This is a genomic window from Pseudoalteromonas luteoviolacea S2607 (assembly GCF_001625575.1).
In the GTDB taxonomy this organism is placed as follows: domain Bacteria; phylum Pseudomonadota; class Gammaproteobacteria; order Enterobacterales; family Alteromonadaceae; genus Pseudoalteromonas; species Pseudoalteromonas luteoviolacea_E.
Map to the genome: position 1 here is coordinate 41,302 of NZ_AUXV01000004.1, position 12,836 is coordinate 54,137.

The following is a 12,836-nucleotide window of genomic DNA, read 5'->3' on the forward strand; positions in this document are numbered from 1 at the left end:
CAGGGAGATAAATGGCCGTGTATGTGGGCTTCTGTGGTGAGGTGTGTGCAGAGTGGGTATCACGCATCGAACTTTATGCATTTTTATAGAATAAACAATAAAATGCGTAGAAATAGTGGACATTATAAACTAGCCTATTAGAACGAGAACTTTAATTCGATACCAAAAGCGGTAGTAGATAATGTCCATGGGTAAACGGCTTGCGATAGTACTTCATATTGTTTGGATATTAGTGGCTGTGACACCGAGCATATGCCTTGGTAGCATTCCAATACTTGCTAACCAATATTCAGTGAAAAAACTGACTGCTGAAGAGGGATTCGCCTCTTCTGAAATCTATTCAATTATCCAAGATCAGCAAGGTTTTCTCTGGTTTGGCACTGCTGAAAATGGTGTCATGCGTTACGACGGGCGCAAAGTTACACTGTTTGAATTCGACAGCGACAATATAAATGGCTTGTCTCATAATGATGCTGGCAATTTGATGTTGGATAGAAATGGCGATATATGGGTTGGTACATGGGGGGGAGGGGCAAACCGCTATGATCCCAAAACGGGTCAGTTTGAGAATTTTATTCACGATCCCAAAAGATCCGATTCAATTTCTGCAAATAGAATACAGTCCCTGTATCATGATTTAGACGGTTCTATTTGGTTAGGGTCATATGACAAAGGCTTAAACCGGTTCATTGAAAACGATCGTTTTGAGCATGTTCAGGTGGGCTCAAGTATTGCTCAAGGTTTGTCACACAATCGCATCTGGGATATAGAAAATAATGACAAAGGTAGCTTGTGGGTTGCAACAAGTTATGGCTTAAACTTGTATGATAAACAACAGAATACCTTTCGATATTTTTTCCCAGATCCTAGCAATGACACGCCTACGGGGGCCAATGAGATAAGGCATATTTTAAAGACTTCAAAAGGGGAGCTTTTTGTAGGTACACAGCAAGGCCCTTTTTCATTTGATCCCATAACTGGAGAGTTTTCGGAAATTGGTGTGATTGGGAAGGTTCATTTAGGGCAAGTGAACTCAATGATTGAAGACCAAGATGGTTATATTTGGTTTGTTACCAGTAAAGGTGTTTTTAGAAAGTCTAATATAGGTGAACAACTGGTCCAGTTAGAGCTTGAGCATAACAATGGGCTCAGAATCATATTTGAAGATAGCGCAAAAACCATCTGGATCACCAATGAAGTACATGGAATATTTAAGCTGGTTCCACACCGTAAATTCAAATCAATCAATAGCCCTGATTTGATAGCACCCAATGGCATAACCACAGATAAAAATGGCGATCTCTTAATTGCAAATTCTGAGTCTCGTTTATTGAAATGGGAAGTGTCTTCACAAACTTTGCACCAATTGTCTCCCCCCGTTTTTAATGAACAAAATGGGTTTGAAAGCAACGCTTTACTTGAACGCCCCGTTTTATATTTGGACAGCCAGAATATACTCTGGATGGCTCTAGATAAAGGAATAGCCAAGTTTAATTTAGATACTAAAACAAGTGAATTAATTAGGTACCCTAGCACCGAACCTTACTATAGAGAATTTAGAGAAATTCGCGCACTGTCCTCGGATAAGCACGGCAACTTATGGATTGGAACATACAAAAATGGGGTGTATCTTTATACACCAAGCACAAATATTTTTAAGCATTTAGATGCATCTTATGGACTGTCACACCCTGAAGTATTAACAATTTACAAAGACAAATCTCAGAATATCTGGGTTGGCACAGGGGACGGTGTAAATTTGTGGGTAGAGTCTAGTGAGAAGTTTAAATCGTTTGTGAATGATGCATACAAAACAGATAGCTTGTTGGGCAGTATTGTGCAAGACATTCATCAATCACAAGACGGTGCTATTTGGATAGCAACTCAGCAAGGACTGAATTTGTACCAAGCACAAAAGAATGGTTTTAAACATTACAGCACACAAAATGGGTTGCCAAGTAATTTGATCCGGGCGATTTCGGATGATAAAGAGGGTAATTTGTGGCTAACGACGAATAAAGGTATCACGAAGTTTTCTCCTTCAACGGGGGAAGTGCGCAATTTCGATAGCCGCAATGGAGTGCTCGGCTTAAATTACTACCCAAGTAGTCTGATCAAAGGGAAAAATCAGACTCTTTTTACGAGTAGCCAGCGAGGTGTTGAATACTTTAGTACTCAACCATTAAAGTCAAATCGCAGTGACCCCAATTTGGTTTTGACTGGATTTAATAAAATGGGCCAACCCGTCAGGCTAGAGAGGCCCTATGCGTATGTAAACGACATTTATATCTCTTATCTTGATTACATTTTTTCCTTTGAATTCTCAGTTTTGGACTTTGTGTCTCCCAGTAAAAACCAGTATGCATACAAACTGGAAGGCTACGATGATAACTGGATAGAAATAGGGAATAGAAATACAGCCTCATTTACTAATTTAGATGGCGGAACCTACACATTTCAGGTTAAGGCCACAAATAGTAATGGGCATTGGGGCGAGAATATTTTGTCTATCCGATTGCATGTTGCACCGCCTCCTTGGAAGACATGGTGGGCCTACTGTTTATATGTATTGGCCATTGCCATGGTTGTTTTTACCGTTATTTACTTACGTACAAAGCTACAAAAAGCGGAGATAGACAGACAAAAGCAGTTTGTGATTCAACTCGAAAAGCAGGTATCGGAAAAAACAGCGTCACTTAAAATGCAGGCTAAAGACTTAGAAATCGCGTTAAAAAAAGCAGAGGAAGTGACGCGCTTAAAGTCAGAGTTTTTGGCTAATATGAGTCACGAAATCAGAACACCAATGAATGGTGTTCTAGGTATGTTAGAGCTTTTGAAGCATAGTAGTTTAACACCAGAGCAGGCCCATTCGGTTAATATAGCAAGTACAAGTGCGCATTCTTTGCTGACTTTGATTAATGATATTTTGGACTTTTCTAAGATAGAGGCAGACAAACTCGAGTTGGAACTCATCGACTTCGACTTAAAGCAGATGGTTGAACAGTTATGTGAGTCGATGGCGTTGTCTGCTCAGTCTAAGGGAGTCAGTATTATTGTTGATTTGGTAGATGTAAATTCACCAATGGTCAATTCAGATCCAGGCCGTATCAGACAAATTATTACCAATATTTTAAGTAACGCGATTAAATTTACCGACCGGGGCGAAATCATAATTCGCGCTAAACTTGAACCTCTAAAAAATGACAAACACATACTATTTACCTGCCAAATACAAGATACCGGTATTGGGATCCCTGAGGAAAAATTGTCTAGTTTATTTGATTCATTTATACAAGTAGATGCTTCGACAACGCGTAAATATGGTGGAACAGGCTTGGGCCTCAGCATTACCAAAAAGTTGTGCCAGCTATTAAATGGCGATGTGAGCGTTTCAAGTGAAATAAATCACGGCAGCTGCTTCGAATTTACTTGTGTTGTGGCTAAAAGCAATAAACTTAGTGATCCGGAACCTTGTTTTGAAAAATTAGATTTGGTTGCGCTATTGGTTGACCCCGTTGCGTCAAGCAATAAAGCGATTTGTAAACAGTTACAGCGTTGGGGAGTGACGACGTTTGACACTACGAATGCTGAGCAAGCATTAGAAATACTCTCGTCTAACCGTGTTGATATTGTGTTTTTTAATAAAGCATTACCTGATATGAGTGGGGAGTCATTAGCAAAACAAATCAGAAAGAGCGAGTCAGATAAAGACATAAAGCTTGTGATGATGAACCTATTGAGTGAGCACTATGATGCGATTGAAAATAGCTCGGTGCCACTGGATGGTCACTTTTCTAAACCAGCCACGATGAATGACTTATTATCCGCATTATCGACCTTGGATGGAGAGTCTAAAATTATTAACTATGAGAATAACCGAATACAAAAGCAACAAAAAGAAGCAAGTGCGGAAGCGTCTTCTTGGGCAAACGGTACTCGAGTTTTATTAGTTGAAGATAACAAAGTAAATCAAATAGTTGCAATGCGGATTCTAAATGGGATCGGGGTTACCACTGACATTGCTGAAAATGGTGTTGAAGCATTGGAGAAACTGACTGAAGTTGATAGCACCAATCCTTACTCTATTGTGTTAATGGATTGCCAAATGCCTAAAATGGATGGTTACGAAACCACGCGAAATATCAGAGCGCAATCGGCTGGAGTGAATCAATCAAGCATTCCTATTGTTGCTATGACTGCAAACGCGATGCAAGGGGACAAGCAAAAGTGCCTTGATGCAGGTATGGATGACTACATCACTAAGCCGATAGAAGCGAGTAAAGTGCTAGAGAAGTTAAAAGCATGGGTGCTTAAATCCCAGCAACCATAGGGACAATGGCAAATCCAAGCCACGACAGGGTATAGCATGCATTAACGCTCGCTCTGCTTACACATAAATCTCGGATTGATTCTTATTCATGTGTAAGTAGAGCAGGGCGGCGAAACTCGCCCACATTCATTTGAGACTGTTAGAAATAGTGATTGTATTCGACACCTAACGAATGGCTGCTGTGCTCGTTGTTTTCGGCAAAACGCCATGTCATAGCAACGCTCTGGTCTGTGCTGGGGAACCAACTAAATGCGAGATTTGCCTTCAGTATAGAGGCGGTTTTATGCCATTTACCAGAACCCCAACTTACCTCTGTTGAAAGCTTTGAGTCATTAACCAAGTCTATGATTAGGCCGGATTTTATCTGCGAGTACCACTCTTGATCACGAATATTTGAGGTTACTCCACCTACGAGGTGTAAATAGCCAGAGATATCACGATGCAATTTCTTACTTTTGCCAAATCCAAATGCAATTTCACCAAGCGACCCAAGACTTAAATCGTGCGAATACGCCGGTCTATATCCTAAATAAAACTCGGTTGACCAAGACTGGTTGAATTGAGAAGAAGGTGTTAGGTTCTTCACACTATATATGGTCGCTTCAGAGAGCTTTACACTGTTTGTATCTAGGTTAATTGTACCAGAGACTTTACCCATAACGAGCTCAGACTCGTGCAGATACTGCCTATTGTCACCAGATAGATAGTGTCCGGAAGAAAGAAAGCTCAGCGCAACTGTGTCACCATGTTTGCTATTTGTGTAGCCCACGCCAAAGGCTGAGTCTTGCGGGGTTTTGGCTGGATGTTTGTAGTCAGATAAATCGATACCAAAATCTTTCGCACCGTTTACGCTGTCATACTTTTGTGGATGTGCCAACGACAAGTATTGTTGAGAGAGTGGAGAAAGTAAGCTTAGCCCTTTCTCGCTAGGGTTATTGACCCAAGGTTCTATTGCGCTTTTTTCTGTTGTTGTTAGCTCATCTTCAATAGAGTTCAATAACCATTTTGGAGAAGCTAAGACTTGTGTTTGTTCAATCAGACCGTGTTTTTCAGCGGCTTTTACAACATCAACAGGGCTGACAAAAAGTTGTTTCTCTTTGAGTACATCTGGATCTAATAGTGAAATTAGCTCTAAGGTAAGAGTTGCGCAATTATATGACTGAAAATAGTAAACCAGCTCAGCGCCTTTCAATTCCCACAAATGTAGCTGTAGTAAGCGGCGATTAAATTCATTACTTTTTAAACGAAACTGCCAAAGGTTTCGTTGTTCAATTTCTAAATACTGTTTAATGTCTTTTGCAAAGGGCCTTACTGTAAAAAAACCGGGCATACCGGTTACTAGGCTTTCGGTAAGTAGTTTTGCCGGATTTAGAGTGGTGATTTCTGTGAAATAAGCGAGAGAATGGTTTACTTCAACATCTCGGAAGTTTTTTCCGCCGGCCTTTAGAAAGATATGGCCCATCATGCTTGTTGCAGAAGAGAATATTTCTGAAGCAAATACCAGTTCTAGCCGATCAAAAGGAACATGCTCAATATACTTCTTTAATTCAGGACAAGAAGCTAGAGTCGTTTCTAAAGAAGGTATATTCAGATTGAGATGGTGCTTTAGAAAAATAGTTCTCGCTGGGAAGCGGCAGTAAGCTTCCTCGATGTTTGAATTAATCAATTCTAACGTTAACTCTAATTCACGAGTAGCCGAAAAACTCTCATTTGAGAGCAGAAACGTTGGCTCAGACAATTGTGCTTTGTCTTCACTGCTGTGAATTAGACTTTGCCATGTCGGCAGCGAGGAGATCTCGTGAAGTGAAGCCGAATCACGGGCGCTCAATAAGTGGCTATATAAAAGCAAAAGAGCCACAACAACGTGGCTCAAGAATCTTAAAATCATATGCAAAAATATTAGTTACACTTGATCTCTACAGAATCTTCGTAGTCCCACATTTTGCCAGTCATGCCGTCAGTAGTTGAACCTAGTAAACCACCTAGGATGATGTTACCAAAGAATACAGGAGTTACAGACTTGTCTACTTTAGTCTCTTGCTCACAAGAAGCATCAGAAACTTTGATTACTTTGTCTTTACCGTCTCTTAGTACCACAACTGTTCCAGGTGTAGTTGCTTTTTTGTCATCAACAGTAACTTCAACAGCTTGGTTGTTAGAAGTTGTGATATTGATTGATTGTTCTTCGTGCGTCATGATGCTTGCGCAGCCTGAAAGTGATGCTAGAGAAACAGCAGCAATTGAAAGTACAGCTTTATTCATGTTTCGTTAATTTCCAAAAAATATTATTGTGTTAATTCGAGGCGAAATGTACCTTTTTTGTTCGTGATTTGCAACGGTGCTTTCTATTTTGTTTTGAATTTATGAATAAATTAAAAAATATTTATACTTATTAGCGGTTTGTGAGTTGCTATAGATACTTATTATGGGATTGTTTTTTGTTACAGAAAGTGGAATTTGCTTCTTGTTCTTAAAATCACAATTTTAAAAGTGATGTTGATTAGATTTCTAAAGTTTCGCGAATGACGGGGCTCAGCAAAAAATAAGTTAAATTTTACAGAGTACTATACTAACTTTTAAGTAGCGCGCATATTTCGATTCTTCAAAGTAAAGTGAGCGTGTTACGTAGCTTATGCAACTGATTAATCTGCTTTTTATTCATACTTGAAAAGTCTCAGTTATTAAGCTCATAGTTAATAATTGAGTTGGTAAGTGCGCGCTGCACGCAAGCAAACTGTCGCTGGTACCCTTCAAATAAACGCATTAAAATTGTACAAAGACTTAAAATAATGGCAAGGTAGTTACTGGTGTGATGTAGTTTAAATAAAAATTGGAACGATCCAATTGTGCGGAGTTAAAATGATTCATAATAAAAAAGTTAAGCATTTAGCCGTTTTATCCCTGTCTTATGCTGTGCTAGCAGGGTGTGAAAAGGCACCTACTGAAAGCAGTCAAAGTGCAAAAGAGCAAGCGAAAACCGAAGTTAATTACGTTTCTGAGGTAGTTTCTTATGTTGATCCACTTATAGGCACTAAGGGTCCGTTCAATCATAGACAGGCTGGTAACGTAACGCCAGGTGCTGTTGTGCCGTTTGGTATGTTCAACTTTGGACCAGAGCATGCGTACACACAAGATCTGTTGGCAGAGTCTGAAGGCATTTCAAAAAAAATCTTAAAAGAGCACAAGCGGGTGCCAGTATCACCAGGCGGCTATAATTATCAAGCTAGTCGCGTAAAAGGCTTTTCATTTACTCGTTTATCGGGCACGGGATGTCTGGGCGCATCTGGAGATATCCCTGTCATGCCTTTTACTAAAGACGTGACCTTTTCACCGGCAACGGACCCGATTAATGGTTATTACAGCGCAGGGTTCAGTCATGATAATGAAACGGCGATTCCTGGTTATTATCAAGTTGGGCTTGATAATGGTGTCAATGTTGAGCTTGCAGCGACCACTCGAACAGGCATAGCAAATTTCACATTCGAGCAAGCAGCCAATGCGAAGCTTTTATTTAGAACGTCTTACTCTCAGTTGGGCAGTGGCGATGCCTATGCCAAGGTGGATAAAGAAAAAGGAGAGGTAACAGGGTATGTTACCTCTGGTAACTTTTGTGGTTACCTTGGGGAGTATAACCGAAGGGACTACTACACCCTGCATTTTGTTGCAAAGTTAGATAAAGCGATAACCGGATCTGGCGCGTGGAAAGACAATCAAATTCTAAAAGGTAAGGCATCATCAAAAGGCGGGATGGGCTACGGTGATAATGGCTGGCCTGACATTGGTCAAGGTTCGGGCGTGTGGGTGAACTTAGATCTCAACGACGGTGAAACGGTGCAAATGCGCGTCGGTATTTCTTATGTAAGTTTAGAAAATGCAAGAGAAAACTTAAAAGTAGAGCAGGCCGAGCATAGCTTTGCCGATGTAAAGAATAAATCGCAGCGAACATGGGAAGAGGAACTCTCAAAGGTTAAGGTCGCCTCGAATGATACGAGTCAATTAAGGGTTTTTTACACGGCGTTGTATCACAGTTTGTTCCATCCGAATGTTTTTTCAGACGTGAACGGCCAATACACTGGGTTTGACCAAGCTATACACACCGTGTCTGGAACGCAAAAAATGCAATACGCTAACTTTTCTGGCTGGGATGTATATCGATCGCAATTACAGCTTGTTACTCTTTTAGATAAAAGGCGTGGGAGTGATATTGCACAGTCATTACTTAATCAAGCTAACCAATTTAATGGTATTTGGGACCGTTGGACGCATAATGCAGGACCAACGGGAGTAATGAGTGGTGACCCTTCGACCATAGCAATTGCCAACTTTGTCGCATTTGGCGCAAGCGATTTTGATGTTTCCGGCGCATACACCTCTTTACGTAAAGCTGCTACCCAGCCTACCGAATTTGATTTGTCTAACATTGGTTGCCCCGTATTTTGTCGTGGTCAGAAACCTTCTCTAGACGAATGGCAAAAGTTAGGTTACATCTCAGATCAATCTAATAGTTGGGAAGGCGCTTCAGAAACTTTAGAGCAAGCCTCTAGCTATTTCTCGTTATCGCAGCTTGCTGAGCGTTTAGGCAAAACAGAGGATGCAGCAAGGTTTGTAAATGAAGCGGGTTATTGGAGAAATATTTACAATCCAGCAGCGACTAATTCATTGGGTTATATTCAAGGGCGAAACGACGATCAAACTTGGAAAGAAAAGTTTGATCCGTTTTCTGGTCATTTATTTGTTGAGGGAAGCCCTGCACAGTATTTATGGATGATCCCGCATGATGGTGCAGGCCTTGCAAAAACATTAGGTGGTGAAGAAGCAATGAGTCAGCGATTGGACAGCCACTTTAGAAAGCCTGATGGCAGCTGGGTATTGTATCGTGACTCAGCAGAGTTTTCGGATGTATCAAATCAACCTTCTATTTTATCTCCGTGGATGTATTTACATACGGGTGATGCGTACAAAACTCAGCAAACAGTGAGGGAAACCATGAAACAACTTTGGCTAGACGCGCCGGATGGCATACCAGGTCAGGATGATCTTGGCCAGATGTCTTCATGGTATGTGTTTAGCAGTTTAGGTCTGTACCCTAAGTACCCTGGGCGCGCGGACTTGGTGCTATCAAGCCCTCAGTTTTCAAAAGCACAAATCGGTAATTTAACGATCAATGCGCCGAATGCGTCTGGTGATCATATTTATATCGACTCGCTTGAAGTAAACGGGACTAAAACACTTAATAGCTGGATTGACGAATCATATATTAACAAGCCGGTTACTTTGGACTTTACATTAAGCACTGAGCCCAATAAAGCGTTCGGCAAAGCTGTAGAGAATAGACCACCTAGTTACGAGCCTACAACGCGTTTGTAAAGCATGACTTAAGAATCGCCTGACGATATTCATGCTCTAATTAATACGAAAAGGTGCCTAAAGAATTGGCACCTTTTCTAAGTATTGAGACTGCGATATTTTAATCTTGAATATACTATTTGCTTACGTCTACATGTTGACAGCTTTGATAAAAAGCCACTTCATTTGATGAGTGTAACTCTCTGGTAGTTTATTCATTGCTAAATTAAGGGTAGTGAGGGCGTCTGATAAACTCAGGTGAGGAAGACTCTTTTTTGCGATCGCTGGTACTTTGTAAAACTCTATCCAGTCTCGCTTTGTCACTGTTACTGTTTTTGTAATAACTTCAGATACTGTAAAACCATACTGCTCAATAATTTGAATTAAATGCTCCTTACAGTATTTTTTTGGCGTGCCTTTGTGTTTCTTTTGCTCAAAACCGAGTAAATCAAGCTGTTGATCTATTGCGACGTATCGCAACTCGTCTTGCACAGCGCCTTGTAGATCCCACTCTGAAAAGTTAATCAGCAATCCACCTCTCTGCTTTAGTTGGGATTTAATCAGTGGGAGTGTTTTATCGAAGTCGAACATCCAAAATGCAGAATTGGCAAGAAAGCAGCAGATAGAGTTTGGTGCAAAGTGTATATTCTCTGAAAAACCAGACATAAACTCGGCATTGGTGTGTAAGCTGTTATGTTTGGCGACCGCGACCATCCCCTTGGCTGCATCCACACAGGTAACCTTTCTATTTGGGTGGAAGTTAAGCAGGGCGTCCAGAACTAAATTAGATGAACCACAGCCTAAATCAACAAAATGATTGTAGTCATACTTGCCTATAATCTCAGCGCTAAATCTAGCGGTGTCTTTGTAAAAAGAAATGCTTTTCGCTGACTTTGCGTACTGAATAGCACTGTCGCTCCAAATACAACTACTCATGAACTTTCCCTCTATCACTATGAAATATATTAATTTTTAACCTTCTTTCTGATGCTGACTAATCATAATGTGCAGTAGGCGATACGAGCTTGATCAGGGTCATATCGTGGTGCTGAAAGTTTTTGTTTATGACGTGACGTGTTTTGCAATAGTTTATTCTGCCTAGCAGAGGTTAGGGCTATTTTAATCAGAATTATGAATGGTTTTGGTGTGTTTTATTTATCAATAAATTCACATATGTAATGTCTTGTAATGGTTTTGGGTAATTCATTAATGTACTTTAGTAAACGATTCGGGGCGGGTGTTAAGGCGTTCGCTCTTGTGTTGTTTTTACAATAATTTTGGAGTTTGAAAATGGGTTTACGAAAAGGAGTAGTGAGTTCAGCAGTCGTGGCTTCATTGGCTACTGGATCGTTAGTATTTACGAATCAAGCCAATGCATTTGGTTGGGGAAGTATCGGAGATTTTTTTAAAGATCCCGTTGGGTCTATTGGTAGTGCGGTTAGCCAAGTAGCGACTGTTGTGCAGGATGTAACAAGCCCCGTGACTAATGTGGCCATTACAGTTTTAGAGCAAGGTGCCAATGTAGTTAACCAAGCCACAGATGCAGTAGGTATAGATTCTAGAGCGATTACAGGGCAGGCAATTGCTGTGGCTCAAAGCCTCACTTCAATAAATCAGCTGGGCACTTACTTCACTTCAGAACAACAAAAATTAGCGCATCTTCAAAGCTTTGCCAGCACAGCGATTGGCAATGCGCACTACGTAACTCAGTTAGAGTCTTTACTTGATGGTATTAACTCAAACAACGTTGAATTAGCAAAAGAAGTCGTTTACACATTAATAAGAGATATCGACTACAACAACCTTAAACGGGTTGCAGATGAAGTAAAAAATCGCGATAACGCGCAGTCAATCATGTTTATGGTAAATAAAGGTAATGTTGGTGTCGGTGTCGCTGTTGATATCAATGAATTAGAACGTATAAAGCATGGTCATCATACGCATCGCGACCAGCCGATTATGAGTTTCTTCGTACAAGCCGTGAACCCTGGAACACCGGACAATGCTATTAAATTTGCGGTTGGTTATCACAAAAACTTGCCAAAAGACGTAACAGGGAACAGCTTTAGTATTGCCAATACGGTTAAAAATCTCAAAGTAACTTTGGCATTCGCACCGCTTAGTACAAATAGCTTATTGAATTTATTCGATATTACGTCACTACGAAATCAGCATAAAATGACGGCAGTTGGTGTCAGCAGCAAGTCAGTAAACATGCAAGTTGGCGGTACATCTAGGCAGGTTGTGTTTAAACAGTGTCAAAATGGCCGCCTTCAAGCTGCGAATGGTAACTGTAACAACCCCAATGAAGATCTGTCTATCAGTTCAATCACGGGCGTAACTCAAACAGATCAGCATACATCGGTTGGTGGTGTTTCATTTGTATTTAAATCTTTTGGTATTGTACCAGGTATGTACTGTGTCCAAACGTTAGAGCCCGCCGATCCGCATACTTGGCATGACAACTACTTCTGTTCGTCGCAAGATATTGGCATGAAATGGTCATATGCAGGGCCGGTTAATGGGATGCGCTGTACGCAAATCAAAGAGTCTGCCGATCCACACACTTGGGAAGACAACTATTTGTGTTTACCTCAGGATTCAGACTTTTTGTTCTCATGGAATAGTGCAGGCAAAGCCAATATGCAAAAATCGGTTAGGTGGCTTGAGTCAGCAGATCCACATACATGGGATGACAATTACTTAGGTATCGAAAAACACGTTGAGCTTAAAATTCACGGTAAGTGTTTGGATATTTGGTACGCTCATCCAGCAAATGGACAGGACGTTGTTGTACATGATTGCCACGGGGGGGCAAATCAGAGGTGGTTATTTACTAATGACGGCAAGGTTAGAAGCAAGATGAACTACAACAAGTGTTTAGATTACAGAAACTCTGCGACAAGCAATGGCGAAAGACTGATGGTTTGGGATTGCAACAACAGTCCGACCCAAGCATTTAAATACATAAATCAGCAGCTTAAAACAGTATTAGAGCCATCGCGTTGTGTTGATGCACCATCTGGTCAAAACGGCACTAGGACACATTTATGGGACTGCCCTGTATTGCACCCCAATAACACCGTGGTTGTCTCTCAATAAGACAATACTTTAAATATGGGGTAATGCACAGGGTGTGTTTTACCTTCATATTCTCTCG

General features: G+C 40.8%; 6 protein-coding genes. 3 read left to right on the forward strand and 3 right to left on the reverse strand.

Annotated elements, in window-relative coordinates; genetic code table 11:
- Positions 1-187 precede the first annotated feature (187 nt).
- Positions 188-4,330 (forward strand): two-component regulator propeller domain-containing protein, encoded by a 4,143-nt coding sequence (locus N480_RS04130; RefSeq protein ID WP_419554935.1) that lies wholly within the window; start codon positions 188-190, stop codon positions 4,328-4,330.
- 139 nt (positions 4,331-4,469) lie between these two features.
- On the opposite strand, the gene N480_RS04135 is transcribed toward N480_RS04130, so the two are convergent.
- Positions 4,470-6,218: a DUF4105 domain-containing protein gene (locus N480_RS04135; protein WP_063371280.1), complete on the reverse strand. Its 1,749-nt coding sequence runs from the start codon at positions 6,216-6,218 to the stop codon at positions 4,470-4,472.
- A gap of 11 nt (positions 6,219-6,229) precedes the next feature.
- Entirely contained in the window at positions 6,230-6,592 is a 363-nt protein-coding gene (locus N480_RS04140) for a hypothetical protein (RefSeq protein ID WP_063371281.1), read from the reverse strand.
- 597 nt (positions 6,593-7,189) lie between these two features.
- On the opposite strand from N480_RS04140, the gene N480_RS04145 reads away from it, so the two are divergent.
- Positions 7,190-9,697, forward strand: coding sequence for a GH92 family glycosyl hydrolase (locus N480_RS04145; protein ID WP_063371282.1), 2,508 nt, complete (start codon positions 7,190-7,192; stop codon positions 9,695-9,697).
- A gap of 129 nt (positions 9,698-9,826) precedes the next feature.
- On the opposite strand, the gene N480_RS04150 is transcribed toward N480_RS04145, so the two are convergent.
- Positions 9,827-10,612: a class I SAM-dependent methyltransferase gene (locus tag N480_RS04150; protein ID WP_063371283.1), complete on the reverse strand. Its 786-nt coding sequence runs from the start codon at positions 10,610-10,612 to the stop codon at positions 9,827-9,829.
- 354 nt (positions 10,613-10,966) lie between these two features.
- On the opposite strand from N480_RS04150, the gene N480_RS04155 reads away from it, so the two are divergent.
- A complete protein-coding gene (locus N480_RS04155; RefSeq protein WP_063371284.1) occupies positions 10,967-12,778 on the forward strand; it encodes an RICIN domain-containing protein in 1,812 nt (603 codons plus the stop codon).
- The last annotated feature ends 58 nt before the right edge of the window (positions 12,779-12,836 follow it).

Bases quoted from the DNA above. Each gene is read 5' to 3' on its own strand.
- N480_RS04130 (WP_419554935.1), top strand. From the start codon at position 188: ATGGGTAAACGGCTTGCGATAGTACTTCATATTGTTTGGATATTAGTG.
- N480_RS04135 (WP_063371280.1), bottom strand. From the start codon at position 6,218: ATGATTTTAAGATTCTTGAGCCACGTTGTTGTGGCTCTTTTGCTTTTA.
- N480_RS04140 (WP_063371281.1), bottom strand. From the start codon at position 6,592: ATGAATAAAGCTGTACTTTCAATTGCTGCTGTTTCTCTAGCATCACTT.
- N480_RS04145 (WP_063371282.1), top strand. From the start codon at position 7,190: ATGATTCATAATAAAAAAGTTAAGCATTTAGCCGTTTTATCCCTGTCT.
- N480_RS04150 (WP_063371283.1), bottom strand. From the start codon at position 10,612: ATGAGTAGTTGTATTTGGAGCGACAGTGCTATTCAGTACGCAAAGTCA.
- N480_RS04155 (WP_063371284.1), top strand. From the start codon at position 10,967: ATGGGTTTACGAAAAGGAGTAGTGAGTTCAGCAGTCGTGGCTTCATTG.